Origin of the sequence: Ochrobactrum sp. CGA5, from assembly GCF_006345815.1 — a bacterium.
Taxonomy (GTDB): domain Bacteria; phylum Pseudomonadota; class Alphaproteobacteria; order Rhizobiales; family Rhizobiaceae; genus Brucella.
The window spans coordinates 40742-58458 of sequence record NZ_VCIG01000014.1 but is presented as its reverse complement, the minus strand read 5'-3'; the positions used below and the strand labels follow the sequence as shown (position 1 = coordinate 58458).

Sequence of the window (17717 nt, the reverse complement as noted above, 5' to 3'; positions counted from 1 at the left end):
TGTTGTGCGGAATAACCGGAATGAAGAAATCCAACGTGTTCCCAGGCGTCGCTGCTCGCGTTGTTATTTGATCCGTTTCCTCATATGATCGAGTTGTCTACGAGGGGCGAAATCATGGACACTCGATCTGTATATATAACAGTGACGCTCGTTATATTGGCGAACGGTGGCGTCCTGACAGCTGTATTGGGTGACCTGCCGTCGTCTCTTCGGCCTGCCGCTCGCATATGGCAAGTAGCCACTCTTTTGGTCGCAATCGGCTGCGTTATTTTTGCAATTGAAGATAGGCTCCCGTATAATTTGGCTACGTCTTCTGCGAATGCTGTATTACTGTTTGCCCTTTGTTTATATCACGCCAGCATTCGTAAGTTTCACGGGCTACAAGTCTATACCAATGCATTTATTGTTCCAGCGATTGGTACTATACCCTATTATTATTATCTTTTCGTCGTCCCGGATATTGGTGCGCGCATATTTCTTGTTGCGCTTCTTTGGGGCTTCATAACCTGTGCGTCTGCAATCATTTTAATTAAGAACATCAGAAATCCCGAATATCGTTCACGGGGCGGATTTTCTCTGACTGTTATCTATGTCGTGTGCACAATTGCTAATCTGACACGGACGCTCATATACCTGCTCGATGGCAATCGTGGTCTGAATACCGTCGCCGATAACGAGCATTGGATGAATGCCGTTACTCCGATGTTTCTCTGCATTATGCCTGTCATCGGCACTACATCGTTTCTGCTGATGTGCTCTGATCAGGTGAAGAAGCGATGGGAAGACGCGGCATCGCGAGATCATTTAACGGAACTGCCCAATCGTCGTTCACTTATTTCTTACGGGCAGGCGTGCCTGGAGAACAATCAGGCTAATAATGGCCGTCAAGCCGTTGCGATGCTCGATATCGACGATTTTAAAGCCATCAACGATACTTACGGCCATCAATCCGGTGACCGCGTACTACAAGATTTAGCAATACGAGTTTTGGACGTTCTGCATCCAGACGATTTCATCGCCCGCTCCGGCGGCGAGGAATTCGTTGTTATCTTCGGTAAAAAGGGAAGTATGTCGCCTGAAATATCGGCCGAGAGAATTCGCCAAGCTGTTGCCAGCAAAACTTACCAGATTGGCACAACCGCGATTTCTGTCACGGTTTCGATTGGAGTTGTCCTGCATAGCGACAATGCGACTTTCTCCGAAACGCTTACGAGAGCTGACAGAGCCCTTTATGCCGCCAAGAATAAAGGCCGAAATCAGGTTGTTTTTGCTGAGGGCGTTCCTTCAGTATCTATATCGGTTGAATTGCAGTCTCATCTCCCGGCCAACGACTCGAATTGATCTGGCGATCAACCCGATACATCTGAAGATCGCCGTCCAAGTGTTGTTTCAGCAGTTCTTTGGCGTCGGGTACGGACGTCGCGGGATCAATCCAGTCGGAATAGACATCCGGCGTTAGAATGACGGGCATCCGGTTGTGTATCTCTGATATCGGCTCAACAGGCTTGGCCGTTAAAATCGTGCAGCTTGTGATCCCCAGTGCTTCATTCGTCGCCCAAAGGCCTGCAAAGGAGAACGGTGCATGTTCTGGCAAATGGATATGCCATGGATCTCGACCACCGTCATCGGCATTCTTGGTCCACTCGTAGAATCCATCGACCGGGATCAGGCACCGCTTGCTTTTGAAGGCCTCTCGGAACATTGGCTTCTTGTCTGCCTCTTCAGACATCGCATTGAAGGTGGAGAATCTGCCGATCTCCTTCGCCCAAAACGGCACCAATCCCCACCTGCCCTCGCGGAGTTTCATACCGTCATCAGCGTGAGTAACGAACAGGACATCCTGCGTAGGACAAATGTTGTATCGCGGCTGCGTGTTGCGCGCTTGATCGGCCGTGAGCGTCAAATTATAGAGACGATGTATCTCCGACCACGGTAGGTAGAGAGTGTATCGTCCGCACATTTTTTACCTCTTCAAGATGTCAACAGCTATCTCTATTTCTATTGGCCGTTGCTCGAACAGCGCGTTTTCTGATTATGCTCTGGTTGTAAATTTGCCACAAGACATAGTATCGCACGATTATAGCTCACTCGGTGGTTGCAGAATCGTCTCAAAACGGATAAGCGTTTTTTTGGGTTTTGGGAGTTGTTTGATGCGCGGCGCAATCTAAACAAGCAAATTTTCGTTGCATACAGGTTTGTTATGAACCTTGTATATGCTTATCTGCGTTCTGGTCACTAAGCTCCCGAAGGTAATTAACTGATTGGGGTGAGTATGTCGATTGTATCGAAGAACAAGGCGCTAACACTTGCGTCTACCGCTGTAGTACTGTTTTGCGGGAACATAGTGTCTGCTGGCAGCGAGCCATTGTTTAACATTGACGTCTCCGACAAAGCCGCCATTTCATTTTCGAATGGAGTGAACGAAAGTTATGCTTATACCAGCGACTATAAAATCAGAGCATCAACGACGGGGTCAACGAAGCGTGCGTGGGGAATTCTGGTTTCAAAGAGCCTGACTGCTCCTACCATCTTTGGTTTTGACGGTTCCCAGGGCGGTTCGCTATCGATCTTTACCGAAGGCGATAAGGCTCATGGCGCTCAAGTTGGAGCCAAAGGATCAAATGCGGACGGCAATGATAAGTCCGTATTGACGCTTGGCGGAAGGGTGTCTGTTTCTACTATCGGTGTAGACTCATATGGTCTCCATGCGATTGATGGCGGTACAATAAACAGCGAAGCTAGCATATCGACTCGCGGAAAGAATGGATTTGGCGCGTTTGCCGAGTCCTATTCGACTATTAACCAGACAGGTGGCTCGATCAAAACCACAGGCCAGAATGGGCATGCGCTTCTCGCGAACAATGATCTCAATACTGTAGGCGGCAAAATTGTTGCGACAGATACTGATATCGAAACGTCAGGTGACTGGGCCCATGGTGCTTTCGCTGATAATGGTGGTGATATCACGCTGAACGGTGGTACAGTCACCACACTTGGCGCGCGTGCTTTCGGTATTCTGGCGTCTAAGAATTCGACAGTTACATCGAGTGCGGCGATCACCACTAAAGGGGATAAAGCACACGGCGTCCAAGCTGGCGCGAACGGCAGTACTGCAGATGGCTCAGATGAATCTGTTATAACCCTGACCGAAGGTGCATCCGTTTCCACAAAAGGCAGCGATGCTTACGGTCTGCATGCCATCGATGGCGGTGTGATTAACAGTTCCGCTGACGTTAATACGAGCGGTAAGAACGGTTTTGGCGCTTTCGCTGAATCCTTCTCTGAAATCAATCAGACTGGCGGCAAGATTTCCACGCAAGGCGCGAGCGGCCACGGGTTAGTTGCGAACAATGATCGCAATCTGCAGGGTGGTAAAATCGTCACCCATGACACAGAGATCGTTACCAGTGGTGCTTGGGCTTACGGCGCTTTTGCGGACAATGGTGGAAATATCGAGCTGAATGGCGGTAGCGTAGACACAAGCGGTGATCGTTCTTTCGGTCTGTTGGCGGCCAAGAACTCGACTTTGACGTCAAATAGTAAGGTGACAACATCTGGCGCGAAAGCGCATGGCGTACAGGCTGGTGCAAATGGTGGAAGCGCTAACGGGAATGATCATTCTGTCATAACGTTGAAAGAAGGTTCTGAAGTCGTCACGTCCGGCAGCGACGCCTTTGGCCTTCATGCAATTGACGGCGGTAAGATTGCTGGAACTGTGTCGGTGTCTACATCTGGTGCAAATGGATTTGGTGCGTTTGCAGAGTCCAATTCCACGATCAATCTGATCGACTCTGAGATCGTGACGAATGGCGCAGATGGCTATGGTCTGATCGCCAATAACGACAGAGGCACTGTTGCAGGCGTCGTTAGCGCAACCAATACAAATGTTGTCACTAACGGCAAATTTGCATCCGGCGTTTTCGTTAAGGATGGCGGATCAGTTAATCTTAGCGGTGGATCTGTTGCTGCCAATGGCACTGACGCCGCTGCGTTGGAGATTAACGGTACGGGAACCATCTCTGTCGAAGGCACTGTTCTTAAGAGTGCGCAAGGCCCGTCAATCCTTGTGGGTTTCTCTGCTTCTGATGACATTGCAAATGTCTCGTTTGGCGCAGGAACAGTCTCAACTGCAAACAATGGCGTTCTGACTCAGGTCAACCGCTCAGGCAACGGTGCAGACGGAACATTTAATCTGACCCTGAAGGCAGGTTCGGAAGCCAGTGGCGATATTGTCGATCTCGATGAAAAGGGATCGGGAGCTACGCACGTCAAGATCGAAGAGAACGCGAAGTTCAATGGCAAGATATCCGGTATCACCAATCTGAACACGGAAGCAGGTACACAACTTTCGTTTGCTGAAGGGACAGATATCGAAGGAAACGTTATTGGCACGGGAACTCAGCTGACTTTCCATTCAACCGGAGCGACAATTGGCGGCGATGTTGAACTGAATAACGGTTCCGTTACGCGCGGTGGTGCTATTGGCACGCCAATTATTGTTGGTGGAAGCGTTGTTGTCGATCAGACGTCCTTCATGGGTGGCAACTGGAGCATTGGTGGTAATCTGACCGCTAATGGAACTCTTCGCCCTGGTAACTCCATCGGAATTATGACTGTCGGCGGGGACGTAACGTTTGGCGCAGATTCTGTATATGAAGTAGAAATTGCTGGAAACGGCACAAGCGACCGTATTGATGCTAGCGGGAAAGCGACGCTAAATGGCGGGCGCGTAGACGTTTATGCATTGGATGACAAGATCAGCTATCAGGACGGTCAGACCTATACGATTTTGACTGCAGATGGTGGTGTAAGCGGAGCGTTCTCGGAGGCGGTATCAAAATCCGTTTTCTTGACGACTTCGCTCGGCTATCAGGCTAATCAAGTCGATTTGACCGTTGGACTGGTAACGGAACCTGTCGATCCAGGAACCCCACCAGTTGTGTTTGAGAAAGTTGCGCAAACGAGCAACCAGAAATCGACAGCTCGTGCTTTGGATAGCCTTGAACAGAGTGGATCCTCGCTCGAACTGTACAACTCCGTTCTGTTCCTTGCGAGTGAAGACGAAGCTCGCAATGCGTTTAACCAGCTATCTGGCGACACGCATGCTTCGGTCAAAACCGGACTCATCGATACCGCCAATCTGACGGCAGATGCGATCAATAATCGCCTGCGTACAGCTTTCGCAGGTGTGGCTGCCAAGGACACCCCTGTGCTGTCCTTTGCACAATCGCCAAAAGGAAGCGCTCCTCAGCCATTCGAAGCTGTTGCTCCTTCAACATATGACTTTGGCGTCTGGGCATCTGGCTTCGGTTCGTGGGTAGATCATGATGGCAATTCAAATGCTGGTGGCCTGAAGTCTACGACAGGAGGTTTCCTGTCAGGTGTGGACGTCGGATTTGCGTCCGGATGGCGTCTCGGTATTGTCGGTGGTTACAGCCAGACTGATCTCGATGCCAAGGGCCGTTTTGCTTCGGCAACGAGTGATAACTGGCACCTCGGTGTCTATGGCGGCAATCAGTGGGGACCAATTGGTTTGCGGGCTGGCCTTGTGCAAACATGGCATAACATCGATTCATCTCGTTCTGTTGCCTACACTGGCTTCAGTGACAGCCTCGATGCTGATTATGATGCCCGAACGTTCCAAGCTTTTGGTGAACTTGGTTATCGTATTGATACGGCCGTCGCGTCATTCGAACCCTTCGCGAACCTGTCACACATTCGTTTGCGTACCGATGGTTTCACTGAAAAAGGCGGTGCCGCAGCACTGTCTGTTGACGGCGAAACGACCAATACGACCTTCACGACACTTGGTCTGCGTGCATCGACTCCCCTTCAGTTGGGTACGTCGAATGCAAATCTGAAAGGAACTCTTGGATGGCGTCACGCTTACGGCGATATCACTCCAGAATCCACACAGTTCTTTGCTGGTAGCAATGCCTTTACTGTCGAAGGCGCTCCGATTGCCAAAGACGCAGCACTGGTAGAAGTGGGCTTCGATATGGCGATCACCGAAGCATCAACCTTCGGGGTGAGCTATGTTGGTCAATTTGGTAGTGGCTCAACGCAGAATGGTTTCAATGCGTCCTTGAATATGAAGTTCTAAAATAGTTAGGAAATCGTGGCGCTACTTAATGCTGGTTGAGCACTGCGATTTCCCTCTCTGAGCTTTGGTCTGTTCCAGAGTTTTGAACTGCCGCCCTGCCATAAAGACAGGGCGGCTTTTTCTTATAGAGCTCACAAGCAATTCAAATCGGTTCTCTGGCAGTTCAAATACGAATTTCAGAGAAAATTGGCGTTTATCGTAGATTTTTTTCTAAAAATACTTCATTAATGTCAACAAAGCAGTTGGGCAATATCTTCGCCTCGTCCAATCGAATGCGAAGATCAAACTTGGGGCACATAGACGCCACGGTAGGCGTCTTGGGGTAGGACACATGTCAAAATCGCGAAATTCTTCGCGCTGCGTTATCGCGGCGTCCATTCTTGTGTTGTCTTCAACTACGTTCATTTCATCGGCATCAGCACAGAGTGTATTTCCAGGTGGTACGCTCACCATCTCAGGTGAACAGACGGTCACGGATGACTTCTATTTGGTAATGCCTGCAACTGTGCTTTTTGCGAACGGTGCAAATGGCGTTCTAAGTGGAAATATCGTCACGAATGGCCAATATGTGCAATTCAACACATTAGGTAACGGCCATATCACTGGGGGCATCCAAGGCGGAACGAGTTTCATCGATAAAGCTGGTTCGGGAACACTTATAATTGATGGTGAGATCAGCGGCGGCGGTACGGGAATCTACGTCCAAGGAACGCTCGTTCTTAATCATGCCAATACATTTGGCGGAGGTTCAGGATCTATCCTTATCGGTAATGGAACACTCGTGGCAGGCGATGATAGAGCTCTTTCAACCGCTCGCATTACAACACAGTTTTCTTCGGCCACGCTGTCGGCAAATAAAGACGTAACCTTGGCCAACAACTTTAGCCTGAACCCTTCTACCGATCTTACGGTGGACACTGCCGGACATGCAATTTCTTTGACAGGCAGAATTCAGGCGAATTCAGGCGGAGGTTCGGCGGCGCGGCTTATTAAGAACGGTGTGGGTACGCTTACGCTTTTCGGAAATAACACTTATGCAGGCGGCACGGTCCTCAACCAGGGTACGCTTTCTGTTTCCTCTGATAGCAATCTCGGTGACATCAATGGAGGGCTAACCTTCGATGGCGGCGAACTCAAATTTGGGTCGGCCTTTGATTTGTCGACGTCGCGGACAATCAATCTGTCGGCAGGTGGTGGCACTATCGACACGGCGGGGAACGATAGCACTATCAGAAGGGCATTATCAGGAAGTGGTGGCCTGACAGTCAAGGATAGCAGCAATTCCGCAAATGGTACGCTGACCTTGGAGGGAATGAATGATTATACTGGCGCAACCACGATTGCCAACGGGGCGACATTAGCTTTATCCGGTCAAGGGCGAGTAAACCAATCTAGCGACGTTCAAGTTGATGGAACGTTCGACGTTTCCAATGCCAGTTCCGCACAGATTAACAACCTTTCAGGCCATGGAAATGTCGCGCTTGGCAGCAATTACCTGCAAATCAATAACGCCGCTGGAACGTTTAGCGGTGTGATCTCCGGGGATGGCGGCGTAAATATCGGTAGTGGACAACAAGTTTTCACTGGTACCAATAGCTATACAGGCGGGACAGGCATCATGGCTGGTGCGGTCCTGGAGTTAGGAAATGGTGGTACTGAAGGATCAGTCGCTGGCAGCATAACCAATCACGGCGCGGTTGTTTTCAATCGCTCAGATGACGTCCTCTACAACGGAGAAATTACTGGCAATGGTCTTTTCGCCCACGTCGGCAGTGGAAAGCTCATTCTTGCCACCACCAATAGTTCAAGAGGCGACGTCCTTATTGGCCCTAACAGCACACTTCAGTTGGGCAATGGCGGAACGACTGGTCTCATTGGCGGCACCAATTTCACTGGCACGATTACCAACCTTGGCACCTTAATCTATGATCGTTCAAATGCCGTTTCCTGGAACGGTATCTATGCTGGCAATGGCGACATAATCAAAGATGGGTCCAATACCCTTACTTTGACAGGTGACAGTTCTGGATATGCAGGCTCGACCACGGTTAAGAGCGGCAAGTTGATCGTTGGGAACAATCTGGGGAACGGTAAGCTTGGCGGCAATGTGACTGTTTTCGACGGAGCAACACTCGGCGGATACGGCACGCTGGGTTCAGGCCCAGGTTCACTCATAAGCATTCAATCCGGTGGTATTCTGTCGCCAGGCAATTCGATTGGAACGTTGACGATCAATGGTGACCTAACCCTGCAGGCTGGCTCCTACCTTATGGCCGAACTGGCTGGTGACGGCACTGCCGATCTCGTCAATGTAACAGGTCGGGCAAACATCAGCGGTTCGCATCTCGTCATCACGGCACTTGATCCCGAAATCAGCTACCAAGCAGGCCAGAATTACAATATTCTGTCTGCAGCTAACCTGGTTAACGGACAATTTGCGGATGTGACATCAAACTCCGCGTTCCTGACCTTCACACTCGATCCAGATCAGAGTTCAAATGCCTTCAACGTCGCGCTGAAGCCTATTGCATCCGAACCCGAACCGAACAATCCAGATCCAGGTGGCAATCCCGGACAAGGTGAGAATCCGAAACCAACGCCTTTGTTCACGACAGTTGCAGAAACGAAAAATGAGTTCGCAACAGCCCAGGCACTGGATTCCCTTTCACAGACAGGAAGTTCTCTGGCCCTTTACAACAGGCTCTTGATGCTCTCAGCCGATGAAGCCCGTGCTGCATTTAACAATCTGTCAGGTGAGGCTTACGCGTCTGCGAAAGGTGCTCTGATCAATCAGTCGCAGTTCATCAACAGCGCAATCACCAATTGGCTGCAACAAGCCAACGGATCGACGCCGACAGCACCAGTGGCCACGATGAACTATGCTTCTGAAGCCAAAAAGTCTGAAGCCTTCGAGACCGTGACAGCACAAGCAGATACTGGAAACCTCTATACGGGATGGGGATACGTTTACGGCGCTTGGAGTGAACAGGATTCGACCGGCAACACTAGCCGCATGAAATCGTCAGTTGGCGGCTTTGTCACAGGTATCGACAGGCTTGTTTATGAAAACTGGCGTCTCGGACTCCTGGCTGGCTATAGTCATACCTCCTTCGATGTCGATAGCAGCGCATCATCCGGCAGCAGCGATAACTACACCATTGGTGCTTACACGGGCACCGAATGGCAGATGTCTGACGGCAACGCCTTGGCTTTCAGCTCGGGTCTCGCTTACACTTGGCATCAGTTGGATATGAACCGTTCTGTCGCCTTCCCCGTTTTCAATGATAGCTTGAGCGCTGACTACGATGCGGGAACGTTCCAAATATTCGGTGAGCTCGGATACAAAATCCGACTCCCGAAGGCTGTGCTCGAACCGTACGCCAATCTGTCCTATGTCCGATTGAAAACTGATGGATTCAACGAGGACGGCCAGACGGCAGCAGCGCTATCCATGGAATCCGACACGACGGACACCACGTTCAGCACCCTCGGATTCCGAGCTTCGACTACATTTGATCTGGGATCGATCCCCACTACCGCTCGCGCTGATCTTGGCTGGAGACATGCAGCTGGAGACGTGAACCCTGTTTCGACCGCGAGCTTCTTGGGCTCCAACGCTTTCACCGTTACTGGTGCGCCGATAGCCAAGGATACTACCATTATCGAAGCCGGGTTGGATTTTGTGCTGTCGAAGGACGCCACACTTGGTGTGTCCTATAGCGGTCAGTTCGGCTCTGGAGCACAACGAAATGGCGTCAACGCGTCATTGAAGGTTAGCTTCTGATCTTTTCTACCGACACTGACCGAAAGAGGGCTACGGCCCTCTTTTTGCGTTCGTAGCAACAAGGAATTGCCCTGAAGCTATGAATTACCGGTCGTAGGCGCACGTCGTCGGAGTTGAAATATATGCTTACACAGATAATCTCCAACGAGGGCTTGGAGATGGAATCATGAAATTTTTAACCGCAATCGGAATTGCGTTACTCGCAACTACTGCGACATCTGCACTGGCACAATCTTTACCACGTTATGACCCAGCAACGTACTGCAAAGGCGTCTCGGACTACAGCGGCGGATCATCCGTCGTTTACAATGGATGCATTGAGATGGAGCAGAGCTCTTATGATGAGCTGAAACCCAGATGGGCGGCTCTCTCTTCAAAGACACGAAATTACTGTGAGGAAGTTGCTCGATACAGTGATAGCTCTTATGTCATCCTGAAGGGCTGTGTCGACATGGAAGCTGATGCGGCCGCATCGACACCAAAATTCAAGTTTTGAAAGAGCGCGACATGAAAACGATCAGTTTCGCCATTGCGATTTCGGCCGCAACGCTCGTTTCCGGATCAGCGCTAGCTGAGGACCAGTTCTGGGTCAAAGTCGAAGCTGTCGAGCGCAAAACCTGTCCTAGCGTTAAGTGTGGAACAGTCGGAAAGCTGTCCTTCCGTGAATCGGCGAAAGTCTTGGAAACGCGAAATGGATGGGGCCGCGTAACCCATTTTTATGATGCCTCGTGCTCAGGCGGTAAATCCCAGTATGTGGATTCAGGGCGAGCGGTATGTGACAAATCCAATGGAATTGTTGGCGGCAAGTTTGCCGAATGGGTCAAACTCGATGCCTTATCCAAGGAAAGGCCAGCGCAAGCTAAAGCAGGGAATTCTGCTATTGAGCAGGCTCTGAAGGATTCTGATCGATATGATGAACATAAGGATCGCTTCATCGCAGCCGCAGAAGAGCTAATGGCATCAGGTCAATGCAAATTGCAAGATTTCATTGATCAAGGCGGTTGGGTGCGTTCGACACAAAAAAGCAGAGGTGTCGGTATTTACTTTACCTATTGCAACGGAGGCGCGAAGCGAGTCTATCTCGACGTGAACACGGGTAAGGTTTCCACAAATTAGAAGATAAAGGTCTGTTTGTTTCTCTAATGTAAACAACGTTAAACGCTACTAGGCGTCTGCAAAGGCTCGATGTACTGGACAACAAACTTACCGAGTTCCGAAGGGACATATCCAGCTATCTTCCCCGTTGGCCTCTGTTTCTCTCGGTAATTCTCGACGTAAATCTCCTGCTCCGGGACGGCGGTAAGGAGGCCCATTGCGGCAAGATCTGCATATGCTAAACGGAAATTGAGGACGCTCTGTTTCTCCACGTACCGTATAGTACCCTGAAAATTAAATACCTCAGTGGGGTTCTTTAGAACGGATGGATCAGAGAATGTAGGCTGACCATAATGCAGATCTTCAAAGTTGCCAGCCTTGACCTCTCCGTACGTGTAAGACCTGCGTGGCTTCACTTCCCATCGTAGCCGAATGATATGATATTCCGTTAGCCGATCTATGATACCCATAGCAACGTACGCGGGAGCTCGTTCTTCCTCATCGCTAGCTATCGTTCCACGGGCCGCTACTTCTTTGAGCGCTTCTAGTTTTTCAACGCCGCGCGAGCGAACAGCAATCTGAACGGCGTGAAGCAGGAATGCGCTAATATCATCGTTATGGATCAACGATGCCGGGTCAAACACCGCATTTTCCGCAAGTTCATCTAGCCTATTGGCGAGATCCATCATGAAGCGGTCCCGCCTTTTGACGGCGGGATCCGATACTAGAAGGTCGAACAACTCTGAGGCTGTCCCTGACGCTCCTGGCGGCAGAAACTGGACAATGGACTTAGTTAAAAACTTCAGCACCCTGTAGGTGTGTTCGCCGTTTGTTGGTTTTGTTAGATCTTCCATGTCACTCACCAATCTCAGTGCACCTGCATGCCTCACCAAATGCTGGTCAAATCGCCTCGACGGTGAACAATCGAATAGGACTTGCAGCCCTTTCTATTGAAAAACACAGCCCTATCGTCTTTTCCGGAATAAACGATAACGTGGTCTGCCTTCAGGACGGCATCGTTGTCCGTTTTACAGGACTTTCCGCCGCACCATATTCTTGAGTATGCGTGAACGAAATCGAGAACATCTCTGTTGTTGTCGCCTTCCCACTCTTCGGTGTAACCCAACTCCATCATGTTGTCGGAAACTTGATGCATCGTTCGACAAGCAGCATTTGCATAGCTTGTTAGCGTGAACGATGATATCGCGGTTGCTATCACCAGTTTTTTCATTTGCCTCCCCTAATTGCCTTTCAAACTTTGAAATCTAGTCATTTCCACTTGGTCGCCCAGCTTCTCAATTCCGCCTTTGCCTTGTCCGGCCATTCCTTGACGACCGGAAATACCTTTATCTTCTGCCCTTCAAGTTTGTACCCGGCATAGACCTTTTTGTCGGAGTGGGACAGATAGATAATTGCTTCCTCGAATGTGCAGCTATGTGGCGTGCAGGATTGCCCTGAATAATCGCCATTTTGATATTCGCCGCTCCCCACGCCCGTCAATATCGTCTGATATTTCTCAAAGTCGCTTCCAAGAAGTTGCTTGATTTGTGCGCTGATCTCCACGTTGTCAAAGACATCCCAAGGATAGCGAATAGTCTGCTCTCTTAGCGCATTCCAACCACTGTTATCGCTGGCCTTGAACTCGGTTCTTCCTATGCTTTTTAGTCCGGCCTCGGCCGTCCATTGCCATTTCTCCTGACCTTTTCCAGGAAGGTTCGGAGTAGAAAATATGACCTTGTCGTTCTCTATATCGTGCGACACCGTTGCGCATGAATCTATGGGGCCATCCAGCTTCGCTTTCCCGTCTACTGGAAGGCTGATAACAAAAGGGCTGCCATCACAGGCATTGCCGCCCCCAGAACTCAAACCGATAATGATCGGAACTCCCGACACAGTCGTCATCTCATCAAAGAGAATGATCGCATTGCGGTGCATTTCGCGACCGTCGACCTTAAGGATTTTCTCATAGTCCTGCTCGGTCAGCGTGATTTCGTGCCCGTTAATCTTCCCGATATCGATTGCCCCAACGCTTTGTGCTACAAAAACTGTCGCAACAATAAGTGCCACTTTAACAACACGTCTCATTAAAGCCTCAAATTATGGGATATCAGATACATCGGGACTACTTTTCCTCATACCATCTTGAGTTTGCAACCCCATTTTTAGACTGTTGATAGCCTTCTGCCGCGTGCTAGAGAGTTTACCTGTGAAAAAGCAGGAGTGTTTGAAAAACGGTCCATCCAAATCGGTAAAAACCGTAGAAATCCTGTCCAACATTACTAATATGCGCTGATTAGCGTGGGGGACTTTATGCGTACTGTCGTTGTTGGCTTTGCCGTTCTTCTTATGTCGGCACTTTCATCGTATGCTGATTTTTATTCTATTTCAGCCGATACTGATGGATTTAGCGGTGTCTACAGATGCAGACACGTCGAAAACAACTCCCGGCAATTCGGGATTACCAATCAATTCAGTCACTCTTCCGAGTCCATTGTTGGTGTTACGTCGTTAGGAATGACTTTGTTGCTACCAGGCGGGGGAAGCTTTGTGGCACATAACTGCAATGTAGCAGGTCAGCAGATATCCTGCAGCAATCAGAACTACACCTTATCTATGAATAAAAAAGACAAATTGTTCTACCGCTCAATAAAATTCAAAGCTTGGGGGGCCTCTCTGTCACAATTGAAAGAAGTCTGGTCTTGCAATTCCTTTGATCTCCATGAATGACGATGTCGTTGACCCCTAGCAAACGACGACGACAGGCAATTCGTCCAATCTCGTCGTATACCTTGGCGACCTCATCATTGCCTTAGCTTCGAAATCCCGTTTGAAGCCTTCGGAACCAAGCAGAAGCGTCTTTTCCCCCCATCGGTCGTTTACTGCATCGAGCGCCGTCATAAGCCGTGCATCCCTCGGCCGCTCGACTTCGAACAGAATCGCCGGAGCCTTGTCGGCCGCAATCAGGTCATCGAGCAATACACCTGCCTTCGTATAGGCAGATCCGTTACCAGATGGATCGCCTTTCCAACCTTTACGCGTGCAAAGAAGCGCCGCCTGAACGAGGTCGAAGGTGTCATTGCTCATCGGCTTCAAATGCACTGTTCTCGACACCGAATGACGCGGTGCGGTCGGCGAAAAAAGGCTGGTGTGAAAGAAGACGGTTACCTGCCCCGCGACGAGACCATACTGTCTCAGCTTCTCGGCAGCACGTGTTGCATGCGCTGTCACTGCCTGCGCGACGGCATCCAATGAGGTCATGGGCGATCCAGACGATCTGGTGACAGCCATGCCTTTACGTTGAGGAGCCACTTCTTCAAGTTCAAGGCAACGAACACCTTGCAATTCGGCAACGAGGCGCTCCAGGACAACGGTGCCGATCTTTCTGGCCTGCGGCATCGACATGTCGCGTAGTTGGGCGGCCGTGTTGATCCCGATAACCTTCAGTTTAGCCTCGGTTCTGCTTCCCACGCCCCAGACCTCGCCGACATCTATCCTTTCCATGCACCAAGATCGCACCTGGTCGTTCATGAAATCGCACACACCTCCAAAGATGGGGTTCTTCTTGGCGGCGAAATTGGCAAGCTTTGCGAGCGTCTTTGTTGGAGCTAAACCGACGCAGGTTGGAATTCCTGTGGCCTCGCGGACGGCCATACGCATCTCAGTTGACTGCCTGACAGGATCATTAAAGCCATCTAGGTCGACGAACGTTTCATCGACACTATAATTTTCGATCACAGGTGAAAACCCGCCTATGGTCTCGACCACACGCCTGCTCATGTCTCCGTAGAGGCTATAGTTCGACGACAGCACGCGAATGCCATGTGCTTTGACTACGTCGCGGATCTGGAACAGTGGTGCGCCCATCTTAATTCCAAGCGCCTTCGCTTCTTCGGATCGAGCGACAGCACAGCCATCATTATTGGAAAGCACGATCACAGGGATGCCGACGAGGCTTTGGTCGAAAACCCGCTCGCAACTCACGTAAAAATTATTGCAATCGATCAAGGCAATGGGTGGCGTCATTCAACGGCATACCTCCTGACTACACCCGCGACCACGCCCCAAATCTCGGTGCTTTCGGTGATCAGGATCGGTGCGAAGTCCCTTCCCTTCGACTTCGGATCAAGCCAATATCGGCCGTCGCGTTTCGCGAGCTTCTTGACGGTCACATTACCGTCAACGACAGCTAGCACGATCCTTCCGACACGTCTTTTCCCTGCCCTGTCAACCGCAATCAGATCGCCATCGTGAATACCTTCGTCCATCAGACTGTCGCCCGATACTCGCCACCAGAAGGTCGCTGACGGGTGACGAACGACCCATGCTATTGGATCAATCTCGTCCTCTTCGTGGTCTGCCGTTGGCGAGGGAAAGCCAGCTGGCACACGAATTGACGCCATGGGCAGCAAGTGCTGCACGTAAGAAACCGGAACTGGCGTCAACGTCGTCATCATTCGCCGCCTTTTGCTGCCGCGTAGGAGTTTTTGGAAGGCTTTGAAGGTTCGGCGACGTCGAGCGGAGTATCCTTTATGGCCGCGAACCAAGCATTTTCGACAGCCTTCGCCGCTTCGCGAGGTGACGGAGCTATCCCGTTGTGAATTTTGGGACGAGCAATGCCCTCACCGTGGGCAGTAAAGCTCCACGACCATTCGCCTTGCTGGGCACCGTGTTCATGGAGATAAATGCGGCCGACGCTGTCCTCATGCACAGGAGAACGTGCCACGAAATCGTTCTCGCGGTCTTCCCATGTCTTTGTCCATTTCAGCACCAACGCGATCTTTTCTGGTTCGTCGACCATGAGAGATATCTCCTGTCTTGCTTGTCAGGAGTCATACGCCCAATGACGGAACATATCAAGAACGATACAGATTCAGGATTCACAACGGTCGCGGGATGTGGATTATAGGCATACAACCACTAACATACTGATTTGGGCGGGAAATGACGAAATCTCTGGAAGCGCATGACAAGCTGATTAAAGATATTTTTTCTGACGAATTTCAATTTAGAATTCCTGACTACCAACGGCCCTACTCGTGGACGACCGAGCAAGCTGGCGAACTTCTCAGCGATCTCCTCGACGCCATGCGGGATTTCCAAACGAGCAATTCGACGGACAACGCCTTTTACTTTCTTGGCAGTATCGTTCTGATCAAAGCTGACCGCATTGCAAACGCCGACGTCGTCGATGGTCAACAGCGCCTAACTACGTTGACTATTCTGTTTTCCGCCCTGCGCGCCTTGCTACCGAGTAAGGCCAGGGCGTTGACAGCATTTCTATATAAGGAAGGCCTCGGCATTCGGGATGACGAGCCAAACGAGTATCGCTTATCTGCGTTTCAGGAAGACGAAGCATTCTTTCGAGATTACATTCAGGAACCCGGTGGAATCCAATGGTTGGTCGCATCGACAGAGAAACTGGTCGATAGCCGTCTCCGGTTCAAGGAAAACGCTGCCCTCTTTCTCGACGAGCTCGGGAAGCTCACAGAGGAAGAGCGCGCCTCACTGCTAGGTTTTTTGGCTTACAAATGCTCGATGGTGGTCATCTCGACCCCGAATTTCGAGTCCGCCTATCGCATCTTTAGCGTTCTGAATGATCGTGGGCTCGATCTTTTCCCAAGTGACATCCTGAAAGCCAAAGTGCTGGGCGATATCCGTAAGTCAAAAGACGGTGAAGCTAAGAGCAAGGATTACGCGAAGAAATGGACGTCACTGGAACGGAAACTGGGCCGGAACGGTTTCGTGGACCTTCTCGGCCACGTTCGCACGATATATGCAAAGAAGAAGCAGCACGCTATTCTGTCAAAGGAGTTCACAGAGTTCGTTGCAAAGGGCATGCCAGCTGAAAAACTGGTCGACGATGTCATTGAACCGTATTCGGATATATACTCGTTCGTCAGAGACGCAAACTTCGAAGCGACTGAGACCGCCGAGGAAATCAATGAGCGGCTCCGGCACCTGAATCGGGTCGATTGGAAAGACTGGATACCGCCAGCGCTATCGTTCTTCAAAAAATTCAGAAATCAGCCTCGCCTGATTGCCGAGTTCCTGAAGCGCCTCGAAAGGCTTTCCTATTATCTGCTTGTCACCAAAGCGGGCATCAATTCTCGTATCGAGCATTTCGTGGCTGTCATTGAAGAGATTGAAAAGGAGGGTTTTGACGGCTTCAGCGAAAGCATGGCAAGCCTCGGGCTCGACAACGAAGAGAAGAAATCCTTCATCGCCGCACTCGATGGCGACATCTATAAAAAGTTGCCCAAAGCCCGTGCGGCTCTCATCCTACGCCTTGAAGCATTGAAATCGGACGGATCAAAGAGGCAGGAATTCACAAACGTATCTATTGAGCACATCCTGCCACAGACGCCGTCAGAGAAATCCGGATGGCTGGACATCTTTCCAGACACCGAACTGCGGGAGGATTGGACGCAACGATTGGCAAACCTGGTGCCGCTTCACATCCGCAAGAATCCCGCCGCTTCGAATTTTGATTTCGATACGAAGAAGAACGTCTATTTTGCCGGAAATGACGGCACCGCATCGCCGTTCGTCCTCACTCAGGAAGTCCGGTCATTACCAGCCTGGACGCCGGAGGTGCTCGAAGATCGACAGCAAAAACTGCTCGATATCTTCAGCAGACATTGGAGCCTTCAGTTGACCGAGTAACCGGAATTCTGATCACTTGTTCTTTGCGTCTGGTACACGAGATCGCGTGCAGGACAGTTCTTTTTGAATGCA

At 50.5% G+C, this 17717-nt stretch carries 14 protein-coding genes; 7 read left to right on the top strand and 7 right to left on the bottom strand.

All coding sequences use genetic code 11. The annotated features are described in order from the left end of the window. The first annotated feature begins 114 nt into the window (after positions 1-114). On the top strand, positions 115-1341 hold the full coding sequence (locus FJQ48_RS11345) for a GGDEF domain-containing protein (protein WP_180350187.1): 1227 nt from the start codon (positions 115-117) through the stop codon (positions 1339-1341). Here FJQ48_RS11345 and FJQ48_RS11340 read toward each other — a convergent pair. Beyond that, positions 1292-1960 (bottom strand): SOS response-associated peptidase, encoded by a 669-nt coding sequence (locus FJQ48_RS11340; RefSeq protein WP_139975223.1) that lies wholly within the window; start codon positions 1958-1960, stop codon positions 1292-1294. The two genes, FJQ48_RS11345 and FJQ48_RS11340, sit on opposite strands and share 50 nt — an antisense overlap. A gap of 312 nt (positions 1961-2272) precedes the next feature. Between FJQ48_RS11340 and FJQ48_RS11335 the strand changes: the two genes are divergently transcribed. The 4 genes from FJQ48_RS11335 to FJQ48_RS11320 all read left to right on the top strand — a co-directional run bounded on the left by FJQ48_RS11335 (position 2273) and on the right by FJQ48_RS11320 (position 11003). Further along, a complete protein-coding gene (locus FJQ48_RS11335) occupies positions 2273-6103 on the top strand; it encodes an autotransporter domain-containing protein (protein WP_139975222.1) in 3831 nt (1276 codons plus the stop codon). A gap of 568 nt (positions 6104-6671) precedes the next feature. Further along, positions 6672-9887 carry an autotransporter domain-containing protein gene (locus tag FJQ48_RS11330; RefSeq protein ID WP_247870357.1) on the top strand — a complete coding sequence of 1072 codons (3216 nt, stop codon included), beginning with the start codon at positions 6672-6674 and terminating at the stop codon, positions 9885-9887. A 166-nt stretch (positions 9888-10053) separates the two neighbouring features. Beyond that, positions 10054-10383 carry a hypothetical protein gene (locus FJQ48_RS11325; RefSeq protein WP_139975221.1) on the top strand — a complete coding sequence of 110 codons (330 nt, stop codon included), beginning with the start codon at positions 10054-10056 and terminating at the stop codon, positions 10381-10383. Positions 10384-10394: 11 nt separating this feature from the next. Then, positions 10395-11003 carry a hypothetical protein gene (locus FJQ48_RS11320; protein ID WP_139975220.1) on the top strand — a complete coding sequence of 203 codons (609 nt, stop codon included), beginning with the start codon at positions 10395-10397 and terminating at the stop codon, positions 11001-11003. 38 nt (positions 11004-11041) lie between these two features. Here FJQ48_RS11320 and FJQ48_RS11315 read toward each other — a convergent pair whose 3' ends face one another. The 3 genes from FJQ48_RS11315 to FJQ48_RS11305 are packed head-to-tail and all read right to left on the bottom strand — an operon-like array spanning position 11042 to position 13067. After that, complete coding sequence (locus FJQ48_RS11315) at positions 11042-11836, bottom strand: hypothetical protein (RefSeq protein WP_139975219.1); 795 nt, start codon at positions 11834-11836, stop codon at positions 11042-11044. A gap of 32 nt (positions 11837-11868) precedes the next feature. After that, complete coding sequence (locus tag FJQ48_RS11310) at positions 11869-12213, bottom strand: hypothetical protein (RefSeq protein ID WP_139975218.1); 345 nt, start codon at positions 12211-12213, stop codon at positions 11869-11871. A gap of 38 nt (positions 12214-12251) precedes the next feature. Further along, positions 12252-13067, bottom strand: a complete 816-nt coding sequence (locus FJQ48_RS11305; protein WP_247870356.1) for a hypothetical protein — start codon at positions 13065-13067, stop codon at positions 12252-12254. Between the two features lie 225 nt (positions 13068-13292). Here FJQ48_RS11305 and FJQ48_RS11300 point away from each other — a divergent pair, with 225 nt between their 5' ends. Beyond that, entirely contained in the window at positions 13293-13709 is a 417-nt protein-coding gene (locus FJQ48_RS11300) for a hypothetical protein (RefSeq protein WP_139975217.1), read from the top strand. A 15-nt stretch (positions 13710-13724) separates the two neighbouring features. Here the strand turns inward: FJQ48_RS11300 and FJQ48_RS11295 are convergent, their stop codons facing one another. The 3 genes from FJQ48_RS11295 to FJQ48_RS11285 are packed head-to-tail and all read right to left on the bottom strand — an operon-like array spanning position 13725 to position 15780. Continuing rightward, positions 13725-15005 (bottom strand): Y-family DNA polymerase, encoded by a 1281-nt coding sequence (locus FJQ48_RS11295; protein WP_139975216.1) that lies wholly within the window; start codon positions 15003-15005, stop codon positions 13725-13727. Next, entirely contained in the window at positions 15002-15433 is a 432-nt protein-coding gene (locus FJQ48_RS11290) for a S24 family peptidase (protein ID WP_247870355.1), read from the bottom strand. Before FJQ48_RS11290 ends, FJQ48_RS11295 begins: the two co-directional genes overlap by 4 nt. Further along, complete coding sequence (locus FJQ48_RS11285; RefSeq protein WP_139975214.1) at positions 15433-15780, bottom strand: hypothetical protein; 348 nt, start codon at positions 15778-15780, stop codon at positions 15433-15435. The genes FJQ48_RS11290 and FJQ48_RS11285 overlap by 1 nt, the downstream gene beginning before the upstream one ends. Positions 15781-15923: 143 nt before the next feature. On the opposite strand from FJQ48_RS11285, the gene FJQ48_RS11280 reads away from it, so the two are divergent. Beyond that, positions 15924-17645, top strand: coding sequence for a DUF262 domain-containing protein (locus tag FJQ48_RS11280; protein WP_139975213.1), 1722 nt, complete (start codon positions 15924-15926; stop codon positions 17643-17645). Positions 17646-17717: the final 72 nt, after the last annotated feature.

Coding starts and splice junctions, on each gene's coding strand:
- FJQ48_RS11345 (WP_180350187.1), top strand. CDS start 115: ATGGACACTCGATCTGTATATATAACAGTGACGCTCGTTATATTGGCG.
- FJQ48_RS11340 (WP_139975223.1), bottom strand. CDS start 1,960: ATGTGCGGACGATACACTCTCTACCTACCGTGGTCGGAGATACATCGT.
- FJQ48_RS11335 (WP_139975222.1), top strand. CDS start 2,273: ATGTCGATTGTATCGAAGAACAAGGCGCTAACACTTGCGTCTACCGCT.
- FJQ48_RS11325 (WP_139975221.1), top strand. CDS start 10,054: ATGAAATTTTTAACCGCAATCGGAATTGCGTTACTCGCAACTACTGCG.
- FJQ48_RS11320 (WP_139975220.1), top strand. CDS start 10,395: ATGAAAACGATCAGTTTCGCCATTGCGATTTCGGCCGCAACGCTCGTT.
- FJQ48_RS11315 (WP_139975219.1), bottom strand. CDS start 11,836: ATGGAAGATCTAACAAAACCAACAAACGGCGAACACACCTACAGGGTG.
- FJQ48_RS11310 (WP_139975218.1), bottom strand. CDS start 12,213: ATGAAAAAACTGGTGATAGCAACCGCGATATCATCGTTCACGCTAACA.
- FJQ48_RS11305 (WP_247870356.1), bottom strand. CDS start 13,067: ATGAGACGTGTTGTTAAAGTGGCACTTATTGTTGCGACAGTTTTTGTA.
- FJQ48_RS11300 (WP_139975217.1), top strand. CDS start 13,293: ATGCGTACTGTCGTTGTTGGCTTTGCCGTTCTTCTTATGTCGGCACTT.
- FJQ48_RS11295 (WP_139975216.1), bottom strand. CDS start 15,005: ATGACGCCACCCATTGCCTTGATCGATTGCAATAATTTTTACGTGAGT.
- FJQ48_RS11290 (WP_247870355.1), bottom strand. CDS start 15,433: ATGACGACGTTGACGCCAGTTCCGGTTTCTTACGTGCAGCACTTGCTG.
- FJQ48_RS11285 (WP_139975214.1), bottom strand. CDS start 15,780: ATGGTCGACGAACCAGAAAAGATCGCGTTGGTGCTGAAATGGACAAAG.
- FJQ48_RS11280 (WP_139975213.1), top strand. CDS start 15,924: ATGACGAAATCTCTGGAAGCGCATGACAAGCTGATTAAAGATATTTTT.